Below are 18,728 nucleotides of genomic sequence, written 5' to 3'. Positions count from 1 at the left end.
TGCCGCAAGCCCGCCGTGCCCGCCCGTGCGCCCGGCCGGGCCGTTTCAGGAGACCGTCATTACCGCTGTATCCAACGTCTACACCAGTCCCCGCGTCGCGCCCCTGCTGGTCCTGGGGTTCGCCAGCGGATTGCCGCTGGCCCTGACCAGCGGCACCCTGCAGGCCTGGGCCACGGTGGCCGGCGTGCCCTTGCAGCAGATCGGTTTCCTGACCCTGGTGGGCACCGCCTACACGCTCAAGTTCCTGTGGGCGCCCCTGGTGGACCGCTATGCGCCGCCGCTGCTGGGCCGGCGCCGCGGCTGGATGCTGGTGACACAGGTGCTGCTGGCGCTGGCGATCATGGTCATGGGCACGCTGTCGCCGTCTTCGGCGCTGCAGACGCTGGCCCTGCTGGCGGTGCTGGTGGCGTTCCTGTCGGCCACCCAGGACATCGCCTTCGACGCCTATTGCACCGACGTGCTGCGCAAGGAAGAGCGCGGCGCCGGCGCCGCCATCAAGGTCATGGGCTACCGGGTGGCGATGATCGTCTCGGGCGGTCTGGCGCTGATCCTGGCCGACCAGTGGATCGGCTGGGGCAATACCTATGTGGTGATGGGCGGCCTGATGCTGCTGTGCGCGCTGGCGACGCTGTGGGCGCCCGAGCCGGAGCACGTGGCCAAGCCGCCGCGCAGCCTGGGCGAGGCCGTGTCGGCGCCCCTGCAGGAATTCTTCACCCGGCGCGGCGCCCTGGCGGTGCTGCTGCTGATCGTGCTGTACAAGCTGGGCGACGCCTTTGCCGGCGCGCTCTCGACCACTTTCCTGATCCGCGGCGCCGGCTACACGCCCACCGAGGTCGGCGCGGTCAACAAGGTCATGGGCATGGCCGCGACCGTGGTCGGCGCGCTGGCCGGCGGACTCATCATGTCGCGCTGGACGCTGTACCGCTCGCTGATGGTGTTCGGCCTGCTGCAGGCGGTGTCCAACCTGGGCTACTGGCTGATCGCGGTCAGCCCCAAGAGCATCTGGCTGATGGGCGCGGCGGTCGGGCTGGAAAACCTGTGCGGCGGCCTGGGCACGGCGGCGTTCGTCGGGCTCCTGATGGCCCTGTGCCGCCAGCGTTTCTCGGCCACGCAGTTCGCGCTGCTGTCGGCCTTGTCGGCCGTGGGCCGGACCTATCTGGCCGGGCCATTGACGCCGCCACTGGTGGAGCACCTGGGCTGGCCCGGGTTCTTCCTGGTGACGGTGGTCATCGCGCTGCCGGGGCTGTTGCTGCTGTATCTGCTGCGCGGCCGCATCGAGGCCATGATGCAGGACGGCGACGCCTGACGCCAGGCCCGCCTGGGCCCGGCGCCAGGGCGGGGGTTACGCCTCTTCGGTCAGGCGCACGATCAGCACGTCGCTCGGCAGGGCTTCCAGCAGGCGCTCGGCAACGCTGCCGATGGCCGTGCGCAGCAGGCCGGTGCGGCCATGGGTGCCCGTGACGACCAGGTCGGAACGGTGGTTGAACGAGTATTCCGACAGCACCGTCTCCGGCTGGCCGCATTCCAGCACCACCTTGGGCGGCGCCACGTTGGCCAGTTCCGGCGTTTCGGCGATGAATTCGCGCGAGCTCTGCTCGGCCGCGTGATAAAAGCTGCGGGTCACCGCATCGTCCGGCACGTTCTTGCCCTGGAACGGCACATCGTAGGCATGGAACAGCGTCAGGTCGGCGTTGGGCACCAGTTGCAGTGCGGCGCGCAGCGCCCGGCGCGAGCCGGCCGAGAAGTCGGTAGCCACCAGCACGTCGCGGTACGGCTTGCGCGGCCGGTTCTTGACCACCAGCACCGGCTGGCGCGCCTGGCGCGCCAGCTTCTCTACCGTGGTGCCCAGCAGCAGACGGCCGAGGGTCTCGTCGCGGGCGATGCCGGCGATGATCAGCGAGCAGCCGAAGCTGTCGGCGGTTTCCATGATGCGCACCAGCGGATCACCCGAGACCACCACGACTTCGGTGGCGACGCCGGCGTTGGCGAGGTCCTCGGCCAGCTCGCGTTCGGCCACCGCCTTGTGGTCGGCGGCCAGGCGGCGCCAGACCGGCGTGGTCAGGCGCGGCGACACGCCGTGACTTTCCATCACGTGCAGCACGACCAGCTTGGTATCGAGTTCCTTGGCCAGTTGCAGCGCGCGATCGAGGGCGCGATCGCCCCGCGCGCTGAGGTCCGTGGCCAGTAGGATGGGGCCAGGTTGTTGCGACATACGTTTCTCCCGATATGGGGCCCGCCGGTGGCTCCCGCTAGCCCGCCGGTGGCCGAAATCGCCCTTGCGGGCACATCCCCATTGTCCCGCCGGGGCATGGACAGGGGCTTGACCGATATCAACGCGCTTCCAGGGTAAGGGAGGATCCGGCGAGGAGCAATCGCCCGGGCCGTGGGCTGTCAATACAATGGGGCCTGCCGCGCCGCGGCTTCGTCCATCGCCCACCTGTTTCATGTTCTACGACCTTTCTCCTGCCCTGCTGCACACCCTGTACCTGGTCGCCATCGTGGCCGAAGCGATGACGGCGGCGCTATCGGCCGGCCGGCGCGACATGGACTGGATGGGCGTCTGCATCATCGCCTGCGTCACCGCGCTGGGCGGAGGCTCGCTGCGCGACGTGCTGCTGGGCCACTATCCGCTGACCTGGGTGGTGCACCCCGAATACCTGTGGATGACGGCGGGCGCGGCCTTGCTGACCGCCCTGATCGCGCCGGTGATGCGGCGCTTGCGCAGCGTGTTCCTGCTGGCGGACGCGCTGGGTCTGGTGGCGTTCACGGTCATCGGCTGCCAGGTGGCGCAACTGATGCAACTGCCGATCACGGTCGTGCTGATCAGCGGCATGATCACCGGCTGCGCCGGCGGGGTATTGCGCGACGTGCTCTGCAACGAGGTGCCACTGCTGTTCCGCAAGGAACTGTACGCCAGCGTGTCGGTGGTGACCGGCGGGCTCTACCTGGGCGCGCAGGCTCTGGGAATGCCGGCCAACGCGGCAGTGCCGGTGGCGCTGGCGGTCGGTCTGGCGCTGCGCCTGCTGGCCCTGCGCTTCAATTGGCAGATGCCGAAGTTTGTCTATCGGGACGACTGGCACTGAGCGGACCGCGCGCGATTTCCTGCAACAATTTTCCTATTTGTGTTTCAATAAATTTCTAGTATCTTGTCGCTGTCGCAATACTTGCATCACGCAGTACAAGGGGAGCCGATTGGACGTCAAAGCGCCCGCCACGATTCCGTACTTCCTACAGGAACAGATTCGTGAGTTGATAGTGGATGGCACTATCAGGCCCGGGCAGCCGTTGCGGGAACAGGAACTGGAGCAGCGTTTCGGCACCAGCCGCAGTCCCATCCGGGAAGCGCTGCGTCTGCTGGAACTGAGCGGCCTGGTGACGCATGTCCAGCGCAAGGGCTTCCGGGTCACCCTGTATTCCGAAACCCAGATCCGCCACCTCTACAAGTTGCGCGCGGAACTGGAAGCCTATTGCATCCGCCAGGTTGCCGAGATCGACGACATCTCGCCCCTGGTGGCCGAGCTGCGCAGCTATGACGAGGCGATCGCCGCCGCCATGGCCAAGCGCGACGTGCGCGCCTATATCGCCGCGCTGCGCGAGTTCTACCTGGCCGGCGCCCGTTTCACCGGCAATGCGCCGCTGGCGGACGTGCTGACCAAGCTGTACGAGCAGGTCGAGCCGCTGCGCTACCTGCTGGCCCGGCAGACGATGGCGTCGAACAACCTGCAGACCTACACCCAGGGCATCACGCAGGCGCTGGACAAGCGCGATTTCGACCGCGCCGCCGAGCTGACGCGCAACTACGTGATCGATGTGCTGCCAGGCATCCTGCGGGCCTACCACGAGGCCTCGCAGCAGGATGCGGAAGAGTCGGCGCCGCGCTTCGGGCGCGGCTAGGGCGGCTTAGCGGCGCGCCGGCGTGCGCACGGCGATGCCGGCCCGTTCCAGCGCTTCGCGGATGGCGCGGGCGAACACCAGCGCATTGGGCTGGTCGCCGTGGATACAGAGCGTGTCGGCCTGCACGGGCACGTCCTTGCCGTCGACCGAACGCACCTTGCCTTCCCGAACCATGCGCACCACTTGCGTCACCGCCTGGTCGACGTCCTCGATCATGGCGCCGGCGCGGGTGCGCGGCGTGAGCGAGCCGTCGTCCTGGTAGGAACGGTCGGCGAAGACCTCGTTGGCCGCCGCCAACCCGATGGCGCGCGCGGCGTCGATCAGCTTGCTGCCGGCCAGCCCGTACAGCAGCAGCGAGGCATCCACGTCCTTGACCGCCTGGCAGATGGCGCGCGCCAGGCCCTCGTCCTTGGCGGCCATGTTGTAGAGCGCGCCATGCGCCTTGACGTGGTGCAGCCGCGCGCCTTGCGAGGCGGCCACGCCGGCCAGCGCGCCGATCTGGTAGACCGTGATGTCGTAGGCCTCGTCCGGCGTGATCGGAATCGCGCGGCGGCCGAAGCCGACCAGGTCGTGCAGGCTGGGGTGCGCGCCCAGCGCCACGCCCTGCTTGAGGGCGGCGGCCACGGTCTTGCGCATGGTGGCGGGATCGCCGCCATGAAAGCCGCAGGCAATGTTGGCCGAGCTGACGAAGGCCAGCACCGCGGCGTCGTTGCCCATGCTCCAGGCGCCATAGCTTTCGCCCATGTCGCAGTTCAGGTCGATGCTTGTGCTCATGATGAGGTTCCTGTGGAGGTTCGGGCTGTTATTCGGGGGGCGCGTGCGAGCTGGCCTCACGGGTGGCCAGGTCCCAGCAGCGCGCGCAGCGGCGCCAGCGCGTCCAGCAACTGGGCGAAGGCGCGTTCGCGCTCGCCGTCCAGGCGTTGCGCCTCGTCGAGTTCGATCATGGCAAACCGCAGCGCGCGTCCCGGCGCATACTGCGCCAGCAAGGGCAGGTCGACGGTGGCGATCTGCGCGATCTTGGGGTAGCCCCCGGTGGTCTGACGGTCGGCCATGAGAATGATGGCCTCGCCGCCAGAGGGCACCTGCACGGTGCCGAAACTGGCGGCCTCCGACAGCATCTGGCGCGGCTGGCTCATGGACAGCGCCGGGCCCTGCAGGCGGTAGCCCATGCGGTCGGACTGCGGGCTGATGCGGAATTCCGCGCCGCCGAAGGCATGGCGGGAGGCTTCGGAGAATTCCTGCCACTGCATGCCGGGCAGGAAGCGGATGGTGTCGCGTTGCTTGTTGCCGAGCGCGCCGGGCAGGTAGATGCGCAGGTCCCACAGGGCCTTTCGCAACGCATCGAGGTCGCGGCCGGCAAGCGTGTGGCGCAGGCCGACCTGGTCGCCCTTGGCCAGCGCGCGGCCTCCGAAGCCGCCGAAGCCGCTGCGCAGATAGGTGGTTTCGCTGCCCATCACCGGCGCCAGCGCAAAGCCGCCGTGCACCGCCAGATAGGCGCGCACGCCGTTGGCTGGCCGCGCGCCAAAGGCCAGCGTGTCGCCGGCGCGGGCGACCAGCGGCCGGTGCTGGGGGATGTCCTGACCGTTGAGCGTGGCGCCCAGGTCGGCGCCCGCCAGCGCGAAGCAGGCCGGCGCGTCGAAGCGCAGCGTCGGGCCGGTCAGGGTCATTTCCAGCGTGGCGGGATCGCCGGTGTTGCCGGCGAGCGCGTTGGCCAGGCGATGGGCGCGTTCGTCCATGGCGCCGGCGGCCGGGATGCCCTGGTGCTGGTAGCCCTCGCGGCCGCGGTTCTGGAAGCTGGACAGCATGCCCGGCTTGATGACGGTGAGGCTCACGGCCGGCCCTCCCGCAGGCGTTCGAATTCATCGGGGGTGATGGGCACGAAGCGCACCGAGTCGCCCGGTTGCAAATACGCGGCGGGGTCGCGCGCGGGGTCGAACATGGTCAGCGGGGTGGCGCCAATGATGTGCCAGCCGCCGGGCAGACGGTTGGGGTAGATCACGGTCTGGCGGTTGGCGATGGCCACCGCGCCGGGCGGCACGGCGGTGCGCGGCGAGGCGCGCCGCGGCAGGTTCAGTTTTTCGTCGTGCACGCCCAGGTAGGCGTGGCCGGGCGCGAAGCCCAGCATGAACACCATGCTGCGCGGCCCGCTGTGCAGCGCGATGACGTCGTCGGGGGTCAGGCCGGCGGCGCGGGCGACGTCGTCGAGGTCGGGCCCGTGCTCGCCGCCGTAGCAGACCGGCACGTCGACCTCGCGGCCGGCGGCGGCGTCGGCCTGGATGCCGTCGCCCAGCAGCGCCTCGATGCGCGCGGCCAGGTCGGCGTAGGTGGGACCGTTGCCCAGGCCGTCGGGCCGGTAATGCACCGCCACCGCCACGAACGATGGCACCACGTCGGTCACGCCCGGCAGGCCGGCGTCGCGCAGCTTGCGCGCCGCCGCCAGGCAGGTGCGGCCGATGGTGGCGTCGATCTGGTCACCGAAAGAGACGATCAGGCAGCGGTCGCCCTGGGGCTGGATGCGCCAGGCGGTTTCGGCCGGAGAAGAAGTGTCTGATGTAGCGTTCAACGGCACGAAACCTGTAGAGACGGATTACTTGGCGAACAACGAATCCAGGTTCTTGAACGCCTTGAATTCCAGCGCGTTGCCCGACGGGTCCAGGAAGAACATGGTGGCCTGTTCGCCGACTTCGCCCTTGAAGCGGATGTAGGGCTCGATGACGAACTCGGTGCCGGCATCGGTCAGGCGCTTGGCCATGGCTTCCCATTGTTCCATGGAAAGCACCGCGCCGAAATGGCGCACGGGCACATTGTGCGAATCGACCGCGCTGGTGGCCTTGTGGCCGCACTCGCTGGGGGCCAGGTGGGCGACGATCTGGTGGCCGTAGAAGTTGAAGTCGATCCAGTCGGGCGAGCTGCGGCCCTCCGGACAGCCCAGCTTTTCGCCGTAGAAGGCGCGGGCTTCGGCCAGGTCGCGGACCGGGAAGGCCAGGTGGAACGGCGGCAGGTTGGTTTGAGCGGTCATGAAAAGCTCCGGATAAGGCGGAAAAGGTAATTCAGAATGCGGACCGTCACCATCGGGGCGTGTCCGGAATCGATAGTTTATGAATTGTTTTTTTGATTGAAAAACGATATTTTTTGTTTCTTAGCATCGAAAATATTGATCGTGATCAAAGAATTCAAGACCTTCATTGCCGTGGCGCGCGACGGCACCTTCACCGGGGCGGGCGCTCAGTTGGGCCTGACCCAGTCCGCGGTCAGCGCCCAGATCAAGCGCCTGGAGGACTACCTGGGCGTGGCGCTGTTCGACCGCAGCGCGCGCGCCGCCGTGCTGAACGACCATGGCCGCGAGATGCTGCCGCAGGCCGAGGAACTGGTGGCCATGGCCGAGCGCATGGCATCTTCGGCCGGGGCCGGCCATGTCAGCGGCTCGCTGCGCATCGGCGCCATCGCGTCGGTGCAGCAGGACCTGCTGGTGCGGGCGCTGGGCGAGTTCCGCGCCGGCTACCCCGACGTGCGGGTGCGGATCGTGCCGGGGGTGTCGCTGTCGCTGCTGGGACAGGTGGACGCCGGCGAGGTCGATATGGCGCTGCTGATCCGGCCGCCGTTCGCGCTGCCGCCGGAACTGGGCTGGCAGCCGTTGCTGCGCGAGGAAGTGGTGCTGGCCATGCCGGCCGCGATGGCGTTGGCGCAGTGGCGCGAGGTGTTGGCGTCGCAGCCCTTCATCCGCTACGACCGCGCGTCGTTCGGCGGGCGCGTGGTGGACCTGTTCCTGAAGAAGCAGCGCATCACGGTGCACGAGGCCGTGGAGCTGGACGAGATCGAGGCCATCGCCAACATGGTGCGCCACGGACTGGGCGTGGCGCTGCTGCCGCGCTTGCGCGGCCTGGATACGGATGGCCTGCGGCTGGTGTCGCTGGGCGATGCGGCGTTTCATCGCGAGATCGGCCTCATCGGGCGGTTGCCGTTCGACGCCGGCAGCGTCCGCGGCAAGATGGCCGAGTGCCTGGCGCGGGCGGCGGGGGCCACGTTGGCGCCCTGAGCCTGTCAGGGGGGTACAGTGTCGGGAACGCGATCGGCATTCGCGCCAGGACCGCCACCCACGCAGGACACCATGGCATCGACCTCACTGGAAAAACAGCTGCAATTCCTCCGCGAAATCGACCGGCTCAAGACCGTCGTCCGGCAATCGCCGCTGCTGGACCGCAGCCGCAAGGAGAATTCCGCCGAGCACTCCTGGCACCTGGCGCTGTACGCGCTGGTGCTGAGTGAATACGCCAGCGGTCCGGTGGATACCCAGCGGGTCATGCGGATGCTGCTGCTGCATGACGTGGTCGAGATCGACGTCGGCGACCATCCGATCCATGGCGGTTCGTCGGCGGCGTGGCAGGTCGAGCAGGAGGACAAGGCGGCCGAACGGCTGTTCGGCTTGCTGCCTCCGCCGCAGGGCGAAGAGTTCCTGGCGCTGTGGCGCGAATTCGAGCAGGCCGAGAGCGAGGACGCGCGCTTCGCCAAGGCGCTGGACCGCTTCCAGCCGCTGCTGATCAACGTGTTCACGGGCGGCGGCACCTGGACCGAGAACGGCGTGTCGCGCGAGCAGGTGCTGGCCCGCTACGGTCCGGTGATCCAGCGCGGCGCGCCGAAATTGTTGGACGTCTGTGAACGATGGGTGGCGGCGCATTTCGCGGGAAGTGCGCCGGCGGCGCGCGACGCGGCGGATTGAGCCGGCCGCCGGGGCCCACGGCTGGAAGTCGCTATTGCCCGGCGCGCCGGCGCCAGAGATAGAGGCCGCTTCCAAGGATCACGATCATGATCAGGTCGAGCGCGGCCCAGATCAGTTTGAGCGGCAGGCCGGCGGTGTCGCCATAGTGCAGCGGCCGCGAGAACTGCAGGGCGCGCAGATACCAGGGCATGTCCAGGACTGCAGTCAGCTTGCCCGTGGGGGCATCGACCAGGACGGCGTCGAACAGGTGCGCGCCGAGAGCGGTGTCACCTTTGGCCCACAGCAGATAGTGGCGGGGCAGGCCCAGGCTGGCATCGGGAAAGCGCAGCGATTCGACCTGCCTGCCCGGCACGGCGGCCCGCGCGGTGGCATAGGCCTGCTGCACCGAGGCCCAGGCCGTGGCGCTGGCCGGGGGGGTATCGATCCGGGGCGAAATCGCGACCTGGACCTCGTTCGACAGCCAATGGCGGAAGAAGGGAACCGCCAGTTCGTGCAGGGCGCCGGTCAGGCCCATCATCAGCGCCCAGGCCACGGTAACGATGCCCAGCAGGTTGTGCAGGTCCAGCCATTTCAGGCGGCGCGCGCGGTGGGCGCGGACGGTGCCGAAGGGCAGTTTTTTCATGTACGGGTGATACAGCGCCACGCCCGATATCACCGCCAGCGAGAACAGCAGGGCCATGGCGCCCAGGAACAACTGACCGGGCAAACCGCCATAGAGATCGATGTGCAGGCGCGTCATGAGCGTCACGATGCGGCTGCCCAGCCCTTCGTCCGAGTCGGCGATGGCGGCTCGCGGGGTGCCGTCGCGCGCATCGAACTCCAGGCGCAGCGACGGCGTCCCGGCGGCGGCCTGTGGCCCGGGGGCGAGCCCGAGCGTGACGCGGGGCGGATCGCGCAACACTTCCACGTCGACGACCCGGTGCGCGCGATGGCGCGCCCGCGCCGCATCGATGATGGCGTCGAGCGATGGCGCCGGCGTGCCCGGCGCGAGCGTGGGCCAGGGCGGAGAGGGGTCGAGCCAGGTCACGATCTCTTCATCGAAGATCAATGGCAGGCCCGAGAGGCAGACCACCAGCAGGAACAGCGTACAGGCCAGGCTGGACCATTTGTGGATCCGATACCAGGCTTTGCCGCGCCCCGCCGGCGCGCGCCGCGATGGGGACGCCGGCGGTCGCGCGCCGGGCGTGGCGCGGGCTTGCGGCCGCACTAGAATTCCGCGGTCACGGACAGCAGCAGGGTGCGCGGCGCGGCAACCGTCAGCCCTTCGCGCGCGGCCGATTGCCAGTAGTGCTTGTTGAACACGTTTTCCACCGTCGCCCGCAACGTCACCGGCGTGCGGTTGATGTTCATGGCGTAGCGCGCGCCCACGTCGAAACGGGTCCAGCCGGGCAGTTGCTGGGTGTTGGCCGCGTCCACGTACTGGGTGCTGGTGCGCAGCATGCGTGCGGTCAGGGTAAGGCCCTGTACGAACGGCGTGTCCCATTCCGCCGCCGCGTTGAACTGCCAGCGCGGCACCGCTGGCGCGGTGCGGCCATCGTTCAGGCCGCCTTCGGTCTTGGTCAGCACGCCATTGGTGTACGCCACGCCGCCCAGCAGGCGCACGCGCGGCATCAGTTCTCCCTGCAGCAGGAATTCGACGCCGCGGTTGCGCTGCCGGCCGTCGGCCTGGTAGCGCAGGGTATCCGGGTCGACGTAGGCGCTGGGTTGCTCGATCTGGAACGCGCTCAAGGTCGCCGCGACCGTGCCGAAGTCGTACTTGGCGCCGATCTCGTACTGCTTGGAGACGTCGGGCTTGAAGGTCTCGCCGGCGTTCACGGCTTCCGCTGGCGCCGTGCCGCCCTGGCTCAGGCCTTCGATGTAGTTGCCGTACAGCGACAGGCGCCGGGTCGGTTTGACCACGAGCGCGATGGCTGGCGTGACGGCCGACTTGCCGTAGTCCGAGGTTCGGTCGCCGGTGGCCGGGTTGTAGTTGACCGACTGGACGCGCTGCTGGCGCAGGCCGGCGGTCAATTGCACCGCGTCGTCCATCACGGACAGCGTATCGGCCAGCGCCACGCTGTACAGCCGCGTTTCGCTCGTCTTGCCCAGGTCGGTGGGCCTGGCGATGTTCGGCTTGGCCAGGTCGACGGGATCGTACAGGTCCGAGAACACCGTGGACGAGCGCACCCGCGCCGATGAATAGTCGATGTCGAGGAAGCTGGCGGACAGCGTCGGCTCGTGCTTGACCGGGCCGGTATCGAAGCGGCCGCGGATGCCGACCTCGCCGGTCTTGCTTAGCAGCCGTTCGTTGAGGCGGGCGGGCACGGATCCGATGCGGCCGGCCGAGTCGAGCATCAGCCAGGTGGTTTGCAGGCTTTCGAAGTCGTGCTTGCGGGCGCCCAGCGCGCCATAGACGGTCCAGTCATCGGAAAGGTCATACTCGGCGCGGACGTCGCCGCTCCATTCCTTGGCCTTCCAGTAGGTCCAGTCGGGGAAGAAGTTGCGCTTTGGGTCCGGCGCCCGGCCGATTTCCTGGCCGCCGCCGGGTGGGAACAGCAGGCCGCTGCGGGCATCGGTCACGCGGTTCTGGTAGTTGATGTCGCCATCGATGCGCAAGCGGTTGCCGCGATAGTCTAGGCCGAGCGAGACGGCACCCAGGTCTTCGCCGGCGCCGGAGATGTTCATGTCGCCGCCGCTGCGCAGCACGTTCAGCCGCACGCCGGTGCGCTCGTCCTCGCCGAAGCGGCGGGCGATATCCGCCTGCGCGCCGAACTGGTTGTTCTCGATGTACGACAGCGTCATGCGGTTAAGCGGTTCATCACCCGCGCGCTTGGGCACCAGGTTGATGGAGCCGCCGATCGAGCCGAACGGGGCCATGCCATTGAGCAGCGCATTGGGTCCACGCAGCACCTCGACGCGTTCGATGCCGATCAATGACGTGGCGTTGCGCGGCGAGATGCCGTACAGGCCGTTGTAGGCGACGTCGTAGTTGAACAGCGTGAAGCCGCGGACATTGAATTCGTCGCGACCCGCGCCGCGCGAATAGGTGTTGCGGACCGAAGGGTCGTTGACCAGTACGTCGCCAATGTTCTGCGCCTGCTGGTCTTCGATCAGCTTGGCCGTGTACGACGTCGCGCTGAACGGGGTGTCCAGGAAGTCACGGTTGCCCAGCAGGCCGATGCGCGCGCCGCGCGCCACGTCGCCGCCCGCGTACGCCTCGGGCAGCGCCGAGGCACTGGCGCCGCTCACCACCACGGCGGGCAGGGTGGTGGTGGCGGATGTCGCCGGGGCGGGCCGCAGCGCGTAGCCGCCCTCGGCCCGGCGCACGGCTTCCAGGCCGGTGTTGGCGAGCAGGGCGCGGAACGCGCTGTCGACGTTGTGGGCGCCGCGCACGCCGGGGCTGGTCTTGCCGGCGGTCATGTCGGCCGGCACGCTGAGCAGGATGTTGGCCTGTTCGGCAAAGCGGCTCAGGGCGCCCGCCAGTGGGCCCGCGGGCACGTCATAGGCATGAGTGGCGCTGACGGCGCGGGTCGCGTCCTGGGCATGGGCCGCCGGGGCCAGCGCGGTCATCAGGAGCGCGCCGAGCACGGTCTTGCGCAATACGCGCTGGAGGGCAACGGGCTGGGGCGATGAGGGAGTGGACGGCCCGGGACGGGCGGGGTGTTGCGGGCGGCGCATGGAGCGGTCTTCCTTGGAGCAGGGATGGGCAAGGAGAGGGCCGCGGCTTGCGCGCGCGGGGCGCCGTCTGGCTGCCCGGGGCGGGCCGGGCGGCCGGGACGCGGCACGGGTTTGCGCGGTCCTCTTTCCCTGTTGATCGGACGAGCAGCGGAAAAGCGAACCTTGGCGTGAATTTTTTTGAGAACCTTATTTCGGTTCGAGCGTCACCCACCATGGCAAGGTGCGCTGGATGCGGACCGGCAATTCGCGCTCGAGCATCGCCAGCGCGCGCGGCAGGTCGTTGGCGGGATAGCGGCCCACCACGCGCAGGCCGGCGATGCGGGGGTCCACGCCCGTGTAGCCGCGGTGATAGCGGCCCAGTTCCGCCACCAGATCGGCCAGCGACAGGTTTTCGGCCAGGATCACGCCGCGGGACCAGGCCTCGCGGGCCGGATCGGCCGGCACGGCCTCGGAGATCGCGTCGGCGCGGTAGCGCGCCTGTTCGCCGCTGCGTACCAGCGCTTCCTGCCCGGAGAGGGTGTGGATCCGCACCTGACCCCCGTAGACCGCCAGCAGGATGTCGTCGTCGGCCTGCCTGACCGTGAAGCGGGTGCCGAGGGCCTGCAGCCGGCCGAGGCGGGTGTCGACGAAGAACGGGCGTTGCCGCGCGTCCTTGGCGGTGTCGATCAGGATCTCGCCGCCGGCCAGCGCCACCAGGCGCTGCGTCGGGTCCAGGCGTACGTTGATGGCGCTGCGGGTGTTGAGCCAGACGCGGGTGTCGTCGGCCAGGACCAGTTGGCGTTGCTCGCCGATACCCGTGGCGTAGTCGGAGCGCCAAGCGGTCACGACCCCGGGCAGGGGCGTGAAGCGCCAACCCAGCCAGCCCAGCACGCCGACGCCACCCAGGGCGAGGATGCGGCCTGCCGCCCGGCGGCGGGTGGAAGGCCGCCGCGAGGCGATCTGCACGGCTTGCTCGGCGGCGTCGCGCTCGCCATCCAGGCGTAGCACGGCGAAGCGGCGGCTCACGGCCTCGACGTGTGCCCACGCACTGCGGTGTTCGGGGCGTGCGTCGAGCCAATGCTGCCAGGCGAGGCGTTGTTGCGCGCTGGTATCGGCGTTCTGCAGGCGCGCGTACCATTCGGCCGCGACCTTCAGGCTTTCATAATCCGCCCGGACCGGAAGGGGCGGTGCGGGCTGGATCGCTGCCGCCATGGCTAGTTCAACCCGGCGTCGATCAGCGCCAGATGCAGCATGGCCTGGGCCAGGTACTTCTGCACCATCCGCGGTGACACGCTCATGTGGTCGGCGATCTCGCGGGTGGACAGCCCGTGTATCTGTGCCTGGATAAAGGCCATGCGGGCTTTGTCCGGCAGGCGGCCGAGCCACTCGCCGACTTCCAGCAGGGTCTCGATGACCAGCGCCTGGTGCTCCGGCGACGGCGCATAGGCAGCGGGCTGCGCGGCCAGGCTGTCCAGCCAGGCCTGTTCCACCTGTCGGCGGCGCCAGAGGTCGGTACACAGGCCCTGCGCCATGGTGCGCAGGTAGGCGCGGGCGGCGCCGGCGCTGGCGAAGCCATCGGGCGCGGGCCGGACGATCAGGCGCAGGAAAGCGTCGTGTGCCAGGTCGGCGGCATCCGCCGCATTGCCGAGGCGGCGCCGCAGCCATCCCAGCAGCCAGCCGTGATGATCGCTGTAAAGAGCGTACAGGTCTTGCTGCACGGGGAGATCGGCGGCGGACATCGGACAGACCCAGGCGTGGGAGGACGCCTATTTCAATATGGATAGGAATGGTTATCGTTTATAACTGAAGTCCGATAGGTCGCGCAATGCCGGCAGACCCCGGCCCGCCTGACGCAGCCGCCGCGACCCATGAAAAAGGCCCGCGCGAGCGGGCCTGTTTTTGTCCAGAGCGCCTTTTACAGCCGGTCGCAACGTACCGTGATCGGGTGATCGCGCAGCGTCGTCATGACCAGGTCGTCGACCTGGCCTTCGACGTCGGTGATCACGTAGCCGATCTGGCCCTTGGTCTGCAGCGTCTGGCTGACGATGTTCAGGCCGTGCTGCGCCATCAGGTTGTCCAGCGTGCCGAGCGCGCCGGGGGCGTTGCGGTGCACGTGCAGGATGCGGGTGGCGCCGGCCGGCTCCAGGTAGGGCAGCTCGGGGAAGTTGACCGCGCCCTTGGTGGTGCCGGCCTGCAGGAAGCGCACCAGCTTCTCGGCCACTTCGCGGCCGATGTTCTCTTGCGATTCCTGCGTGCTGCCGCCGATGTGCGGAGTCAGGATGACGTTGGGCAGGCCGATCAGCGGGCTGGCCAGGGGTTCGTCGGCGCCCTTGGGTTCGGTGGGGAACACATCGAGGGCGGCGCCCGCCAGGTGGCCGGACTTGAGCGCCGCGTGCAAGGCGTCGATGTCGACCACGGTGCCGCGCGAGGCGTTGATGAGGATGGCGCCGCGGCGCATGCGCGCGATGGTCTCCGCATTCATGATGTTTTCGGTCGACTTGCCGCCGGGCACGTGCAGGGTGACCACGTCGGCCTGTTCCAGCAGGTCGTTGAGCGAGCCGGCCGGACGCGCGTTGCCCAGCGGCAGCTTGGCTTCGACGTCGTGGTAGATGACGCGCATGCCGAGGCTTTCGGCCAGCGTGCTGATCTGCGAGCCGATGTTGCCGTAGCCGACGATGCCGAGCGTCTTGCCGCGGGTCTCGAAGGCGCCGGCGGCGCTCTTGTCCCAGTGGCCGAGATGGACGCGGGCGTTCTTCTCGGGAATGCGGCGCAACAGCAGGATGGCTTCGCCCAGCACCAGCTCGGCGACCGAGCGGGTGTTGGAGAACGGCGCGTTGAACACCGGGATGCCTCGCTGCATGGCGGTGTCGAGGTCGACCTGGTTGGTGCCGATGCAGAAGCAGCCGACCACGCGCAGGTCGGGGCTGCCGGACAGCAGGGCGGCATCCAGGTGGGTACGAGAACGGATGCCCGCGACGTGGGCGCCGCGCAGGGCGTCCTGCAACTGCGCCGGCGGCAGGGCCGCGGCATGCGTGACGATGTCGGTGTAGCCGGCGGCTTCGAAGACGGCGCGGGCGCTCGGGTGGATGTTCTCGAACAGGACGATGTGTGCCATGACTGCCAGGGGTCGGGTGAAGAATGCGTTTTATTTATTGTGGCGCATTTTTGCTGCGGTGCAAGAGGTACCCATTGCCCGGGTGGGGATGAATTGTTTCAGGCGGGTGGCCGGGGCTTGCCCCGGCCCGGTGCTTCAACGATACGCCTGGAACACCTTGGCGCCGCCGCGCTTGTCCACCAGCAGGACATCATGCGGGGTCTTGCGGCCGCCGTATTCGGGGCCGTCCATGCCGGGTGAACCCAGCGGCATGCCGGGGGCGGCCAGGCCGGCGGCATCGGGCTTTTCGAGCAGCAGGCGGCGCACGTCGCTGGCCGGCACGTGGCCCTCGATGGCATAGCCGTCCACCACGGCCGTGTGGCAGGAGCCATAGTCGGCCATGCCGGCGTTGCGGCGCACCGCGCCGGTGTCCTGCACGTCGTGGGTGGTGACCTCGAAGCCGTTGTCGCGCATGTGCTTGACCCAGTCTTCACAGCAGCCGCAGGTGGGGGTCTTCCAGACCTGCACCTTGGGCGCGGACTGGGCCTGCGCGAGGAGCGGCGCGTACAGGGGCAGGGATAGCGCGGCCGCCAGCAGCAGGCGGGCAGGGGTGAGGATTTTTTTCATGGGTCTCCGCGAGAAGGATCAGAACCAGAAGCGCACGCCCGCCAGCACGGCGGCCTGCGAGCGACCTTGGCCGGCGGCGGAGGCATAGTCCGCGGTGCGGCCGAACTTACGTTCAAAGGATACCCCGACGTAGGGCGCGAACTGGCGCGTGACCTCGTAGCGCAGCCGCAGCGACAGCGAACCGCTGGACAGGCCCGAGCCGATGCCGCGCTCGGGGTCGTTGCGGCCGTAGGCGCTGGCCTCGATTTCGGGCGTGAAAATCAGACGTTGGGTAAGCAGCAGGTCATACTCGGCCTTCATGGCCAGCGCGGTGCGGCCGGACGGGCCGGCGTAGGCGGTGGTCTCGACCTCGATGTTGTAGGGCAGCACGCCCTCGATGCCGAGCGCGGCCCAGTTGCGCTTGGGGCCGGTGCCGAAGTCGCGCCGCGCGCCCAGTTGCAGGTCCCAGAACGGCGAGATGGCGTGGCTCCACAAGGCTTCGACCTTGGCTTCGGAGCCGCCGCCGCTTTCGCGCGCGCCTTCGCTCTTGAGCACCAGGCGGTCGGTGGCGCCGCCCCACCAGAAGCGGCCATCCCATTCCAGCGCGTTCTGGCCGTCGCGGTTGCGCGACCAGCCGAACTTGTCGAACAGCAGCCGCGATGAAGCGTCCTTGTCCATCATGTGCGGATGGATGCCGTAGCTGTCGTAGCCGCGCGGACCGGCGCCGTCGCTGGACGGCAGGCTGCCGACCGGCGGGGCGGCGGCGGGCGCGCCGTGGTCCATGCCGGGCATGGCGGAATGATCCATGGCGGGCGGCATCGCGGGCTGTGGCTTGGCGCCGTCGTGATTCATGCCTGGCATGGAGGAATGGTCCATGCCGGGTGGCATCGCGGGCTGGGGCGTGGCGCCGCCGTGGTTCATGTCCGGCATCGAGCCATGATCCATGCCGGCGTGGTCGCCCGTGGCCTGGCCGAGGGCCGGCTGGCTGGCCAGGGCCGCCAGCAGGGCGATGGCCAGCACGACATGGCGGAACGGGGGAAGGGAAGTGCGCATAGTCCGGTTTCTCATCGCCTACTCCACCACGACCGCCCTGAACATGCCGGCCTCCATGTGGTACAGCAGGTGGCAGTGGTAGGCCCAGTTGCCGCGCGCATCGGCGCTGACGCGGTAGCTCAGCCGCTGCGCGGGGTTGAGCGACAGGGTGTGCTTGCGCACCTGGAAGGCGCCGTCGGGCGATTCCAGGTCGCTCCACAGGCCGTGCAGGTGGATGGGGTGGGTCATCATGGTGTCGTTGACCAGCACGAAGCGCACGCGCTCGCCAAGGCGCAGCACGATGGGCTTGGCGTCGGAGAACGTCACGCCGTTGAACGACCACATGTAGCGTTCCATGTTGCCGGTCAGGTGCAGCTCGATCTCGCGGGTCGGCGCGCGGTTGTCGTCGGGTTCGCGGATCGAGCGCAGGTCGGCGTAGGTCAGCACGCGGCGGCCGTTGTCGCGCAGGCCGATGCCGGGGTCGTCCAGGCGGGTGGAGACCACTTCGGGCAGCATCGAATTGCCGGGGCCGCGTTCCTCGGGATAGGGGTGCCTGACCTCGACGATGCCGCCCTGGTCCGCGCCGCCGCCGTGGGAGCTGCCGTGGTCCATGCCGGGCATGGCGCCATGGTTCATGCCGGCCATCGCGCCGGCGGTCGCCTTCGGCATGGCGCCATGATCCATGCCGCCCATGTCGTGCTTCATGCCCATGTCCATCATGCCGAGCAACCGCGCGCGATCGACCGCGGGCACCTCGGCCTGCATGCCGGGGCGCGGCGCCAGGGTGGCGCGGGCGTAGCCGGAACGGTCCATGGCCTGCGAGAAGATGGTGTATGCGCGGTCCTCGGCGGGCTCGACGATCACGTCGTAGGTCTCGGCCACGGCGATGCGGAATTCCTCCACGTCGACCGGCCGCACGTCCTGGCCGTCGGCCGCCACCACCGTCATCTTCAGGCCGGGGATGCGCACGTCGAAGTACGTCATGGCCGAGCCGTTGATGAAGCGCAGGCGCACGCGTTCACCCGGCTTGAACAGGCCGGTCCAGTTGCCGGCGGGCGTCGCGCCGTTGGTCAGGAAGGTGTACGTGGCGCCGGAGACGTCCGCCAGGTCGGACGGGTTCATGCGCATCTGTTCCCACATCAGGCGCTCGGACAGCGCCGCCCGCCACCCCTTCTCGCCGGCCTCGCGGATCAGGCTCTCGACGCAGGGCTGGTTGCGGCTGTAGTAGTCGGGCATGGCCTTGAGCTTGTCGAACACCCGCATCGGGTCTTCGTCCGTCCAGTCCGACAGCAGCACGGTGTAGTCACGGTCCGCGGCGACGGGATCGGGCCGCTTCGGGTCGATGACGATGGCGCCGTACAGGCCGGTCTGCTCCTGGAACCCCGAGTGGCTGTGATACCAGTAGGTGCCGCTCTGACGCACGTCGAAGCGGTAGGTGAAGGTCTGGCCGGGATCGATGCCCGGGAAACTCAGGCCCGGCACGCCATCCATTTCCGTGGGCAGCAGGATGCCGTGCCAGTGGATCGAGGTCTGTTCGCGCAGGCGGTTGGTCACGTGCAGCGTGACCGTGTCGCCCTCGCGCCAGCGCAGCAGCGGGGCTGGCACCTGGCCATTGACGGTGGTGGCGATGCGGGCGGCGCCGGTGTAGTTGACCGGGGTTTCGCCGATCTCCAGGTGGAATTCGGTGCCGCGCAGTTCGGCGGGCGCGGCCGCGGCCTGCGCCGCGCGCGGGCCCGCGCTGGCGGCGCG

18 protein-coding genes are annotated in these 18,728 nt (G+C 69.0%); 5 read left to right on the top strand and 13 right to left on the bottom strand.

Going from position 1 to position 18,728, the window contains the following annotated elements:
- The first annotated feature begins 25 nt into the window (after window positions 1-25).
- A complete protein-coding gene (locus HV783_RS09525) occupies window positions 26-1,306 on the top strand; it encodes a muropeptide transporter (protein ID WP_081273475.1) in 1,281 nt (426 codons plus the stop codon).
- 36 nt (window positions 1,307-1,342) lie between these two features.
- Here HV783_RS09525 and HV783_RS09520 read toward each other — a convergent pair whose 3' ends face one another.
- On the bottom strand, window positions 1,343-2,212 hold the full coding sequence (locus HV783_RS09520; protein WP_054503566.1) for a universal stress protein: 870 nt from the start codon (window positions 2,210-2,212) through the stop codon (window positions 1,343-1,345).
- 232 nt (window positions 2,213-2,444) lie between these two features.
- Between HV783_RS09520 and HV783_RS09515 the strand changes: the two genes are divergently transcribed.
- A complete protein-coding gene (locus HV783_RS09515) occupies window positions 2,445-3,083 on the top strand; it encodes a trimeric intracellular cation channel family protein (RefSeq protein ID WP_054503565.1) in 639 nt (212 codons plus the stop codon).
- 109 nt (window positions 3,084-3,192) lie between these two features.
- Window positions 3,193-3,894, top strand: a complete 702-nt coding sequence (locus HV783_RS09510) for a GntR family transcriptional regulator (protein WP_081273474.1) — start codon at window positions 3,193-3,195, stop codon at window positions 3,892-3,894.
- A gap of 6 nt (window positions 3,895-3,900) precedes the next feature.
- Here HV783_RS09510 and HV783_RS09505 read toward each other — a convergent pair whose 3' ends face one another.
- The 4 genes from HV783_RS09505 to HV783_RS09490 are packed head-to-tail and all read right to left on the bottom strand — an operon-like array spanning window position 3,901 to window position 6,913.
- Window positions 3,901-4,668, bottom strand: coding sequence for a LamB/YcsF family protein (locus tag HV783_RS09505; RefSeq protein ID WP_116792614.1), 768 nt, complete (start codon window positions 4,666-4,668; stop codon window positions 3,901-3,903).
- Between the two features lie 56 nt (window positions 4,669-4,724).
- Window positions 4,725-5,726 carry a 5-oxoprolinase subunit C family protein gene (locus tag HV783_RS09500; RefSeq protein ID WP_116792615.1) on the bottom strand — a complete coding sequence of 334 codons (1,002 nt, stop codon included), beginning with the start codon at window positions 5,724-5,726 and terminating at the stop codon, window positions 4,725-4,727.
- Entirely contained in the window at window positions 5,723-6,457 is a 735-nt protein-coding gene (gene pxpB, locus HV783_RS09495; RefSeq protein ID WP_116792616.1) for a 5-oxoprolinase subunit PxpB, read from the bottom strand. The genes HV783_RS09500 and pxpB overlap by 4 nt, the downstream gene beginning before the upstream one ends.
- A 24-nt stretch (window positions 6,458-6,481) precedes the next feature.
- On the bottom strand, window positions 6,482-6,913 hold the full coding sequence (locus HV783_RS09490) for a VOC family protein (protein ID WP_054503561.1): 432 nt from the start codon (window positions 6,911-6,913) through the stop codon (window positions 6,482-6,484).
- Window positions 6,914-7,054: 141 nt separating this feature from the next.
- Between HV783_RS09490 and HV783_RS09485 the strand changes: the two genes are divergently transcribed.
- Window positions 7,055-7,930 (top strand): LysR family transcriptional regulator, encoded by an 876-nt coding sequence (locus tag HV783_RS09485; protein ID WP_175189044.1) that lies wholly within the window; start codon window positions 7,055-7,057, stop codon window positions 7,928-7,930.
- Window positions 7,931-8,002: 72 nt separating this feature from the next.
- Window positions 8,003-8,611, top strand: coding sequence for an HD domain-containing protein (locus tag HV783_RS09480; RefSeq protein ID WP_175189043.1), 609 nt, complete (start codon window positions 8,003-8,005; stop codon window positions 8,609-8,611).
- 31 nt (window positions 8,612-8,642) lie between these two features.
- Here the strand turns inward: HV783_RS09480 and HV783_RS09475 are convergent, their stop codons facing one another.
- From HV783_RS09475 to HV783_RS09440, 8 genes are all read right to left on the bottom strand, one after another.
- A complete protein-coding gene (locus HV783_RS09475; protein WP_064524900.1) occupies window positions 8,643-9,818 on the bottom strand; it encodes a PepSY-associated TM helix domain-containing protein in 1,176 nt (391 codons plus the stop codon).
- On the bottom strand, window positions 9,818-12,268 hold the full coding sequence (locus tag HV783_RS09470; RefSeq protein WP_081273473.1) for a TonB-dependent receptor: 2,451 nt from the start codon (window positions 12,266-12,268) through the stop codon (window positions 9,818-9,820). The genes HV783_RS09475 and HV783_RS09470 overlap by 1 nt, the downstream gene beginning before the upstream one ends.
- A gap of 186 nt (window positions 12,269-12,454) precedes the next feature.
- Window positions 12,455-13,459, bottom strand: coding sequence for a FecR domain-containing protein (locus HV783_RS09465; protein WP_054503559.1), 1,005 nt, complete (start codon window positions 13,457-13,459; stop codon window positions 12,455-12,457).
- A gap of 2 nt (window positions 13,460-13,461) precedes the next feature.
- Window positions 13,462-13,986 carry a sigma-70 family RNA polymerase sigma factor gene (locus HV783_RS09460; protein WP_054503558.1) on the bottom strand — a complete coding sequence of 175 codons (525 nt, stop codon included), beginning with the start codon at window positions 13,984-13,986 and terminating at the stop codon, window positions 13,462-13,464.
- Window positions 13,987-14,162: 176 nt separating this feature from the next.
- The gene (gene serA, locus HV783_RS09455; RefSeq protein WP_054503557.1) at window positions 14,163-15,362 is read right to left on the bottom strand and encodes a phosphoglycerate dehydrogenase; all 1,200 of its coding nucleotides are present in this window, start codon (window positions 15,360-15,362) and stop codon (window positions 14,163-14,165) included.
- Window positions 15,363-15,497: 135 nt separating this feature from the next.
- Complete coding sequence (locus tag HV783_RS09450; RefSeq protein WP_054503556.1) at window positions 15,498-15,968, bottom strand: DUF411 domain-containing protein; 471 nt, start codon at window positions 15,966-15,968, stop codon at window positions 15,498-15,500.
- Window positions 15,969-15,986: 18 nt separating this feature from the next.
- Window positions 15,987-17,000: a copper resistance protein B gene (locus HV783_RS09445; protein ID WP_175189042.1), complete on the bottom strand. Its 1,014-nt coding sequence runs from the start codon at window positions 16,998-17,000 to the stop codon at window positions 15,987-15,989.
- 18 nt (window positions 17,001-17,018) lie between these two features.
- Window positions 17,019-18,728, bottom strand: a 1,710-nt coding sequence (locus HV783_RS09440; protein WP_175189041.1) for a copper resistance system multicopper oxidase, incomplete at its 5' end; no start/stop codon positions are given.

This window comes from Achromobacter dolens (genome assembly GCF_902859745.1).
Taxonomy (GTDB): domain Bacteria; phylum Pseudomonadota; class Gammaproteobacteria; order Burkholderiales; family Burkholderiaceae_B; genus Achromobacter; species Achromobacter dolens.
The sequence above is the reverse complement of the archived record's forward strand: the minus strand, read 5'-3'. Positions and strand labels throughout refer to the sequence as shown.

What these genes read in the sequence shown, in the direction of transcription:
- HV783_RS09520 (WP_054503566.1), bottom strand. Translation starts at nt 2,212, where the DNA reads ATGTCGCAACAACCTGGCCCCATCCTACTGGCCACGGACCTCAGCGCG.
- HV783_RS09515 (WP_054503565.1), top strand. Translation starts at nt 2,445, where the DNA reads ATGTTCTACGACCTTTCTCCTGCCCTGCTGCACACCCTGTACCTGGTC.
- HV783_RS09505 (WP_116792614.1), bottom strand. Translation starts at nt 4,668, where the DNA reads ATGAGCACAAGCATCGACCTGAACTGCGACATGGGCGAAAGCTATGGC.
- HV783_RS09490 (WP_054503561.1), bottom strand. Translation starts at nt 6,913, where the DNA reads ATGACCGCTCAAACCAACCTGCCGCCGTTCCACCTGGCCTTCCCGGTC.
- HV783_RS09480 (WP_175189043.1), top strand. Translation starts at nt 8,003, where the DNA reads ATGGCATCGACCTCACTGGAAAAACAGCTGCAATTCCTCCGCGAAATC.
- HV783_RS09470 (WP_081273473.1), bottom strand. Translation starts at nt 12,268, where the DNA reads ATGCGCCGCCCGCAACACCCCGCCCGTCCCGGGCCGTCCACTCCCTCA.
- HV783_RS09465 (WP_054503559.1), bottom strand. Translation starts at nt 13,459, where the DNA reads ATGGCGGCAGCGATCCAGCCCGCACCGCCCCTTCCGGTCCGGGCGGAT.
- HV783_RS09460 (WP_054503558.1), bottom strand. Translation starts at nt 13,986, where the DNA reads ATGTCCGCCGCCGATCTCCCCGTGCAGCAAGACCTGTACGCTCTTTAC.
- serA (WP_054503557.1), bottom strand. Translation starts at nt 15,362, where the DNA reads ATGGCACACATCGTCCTGTTCGAGAACATCCACCCGAGCGCCCGCGCC.
- HV783_RS09450 (WP_054503556.1), bottom strand. Translation starts at nt 15,968, where the DNA reads ATGAAAAAAATCCTCACCCCTGCCCGCCTGCTGCTGGCGGCCGCGCTA.
- HV783_RS09445 (WP_175189042.1), bottom strand. Translation starts at nt 17,000, where the DNA reads ATGCGCACTTCCCTTCCCCCGTTCCGCCATGTCGTGCTGGCCATCGCC.